This window comes from Gilvimarinus sp. 1_MG-2023 (genome assembly GCF_030548285.1).
In genome coordinates this window covers 1-285 of record NZ_JAUOSC010000836.1, presented here as the reverse complement: position 1 = coordinate 285, position 285 = coordinate 1, and the positions used below count along the sequence as shown (strand labels likewise).

1 protein-coding gene is annotated in these 285 nt (G+C 55.4%); it reads left to right on the top strand.

Annotation, left to right across the window (positions count from 1 at the left end; translation table 11 throughout):
- Positions 1-285: dihydroxy-acid dehydratase domain-containing protein (locus Q4563_RS19245; RefSeq protein ID WP_303605656.1), on the top strand; the 285-nt coding region annotated here is incomplete at both ends.

The window sequence follows — 285 nt, the reverse complement described above, 5'->3', positions numbered from 1 at the left end:
GTAATATGGCGGGTGCCCGTGCCCTGTGGCGCGCCACCGGAATGAAAGACGACGATTTCCATAAACCGATCATCGCCGTCGCCAACTCTTTTACCCAGTTTGTCCCGGGACATGTCCATCTTAAGGATATGGGCCAGCTGGTGGCCCGCGAGATAGAAACAGCCGGTGGCGTCGCCAAGGAATTTAATACCATCGCGGTTGATGACGGTATCGCCATGGGTCACGACGGTATGCTGTACAGCTTGCCCAGCCGTGAAATCATCGCGGATTCCGTCGAATATATGG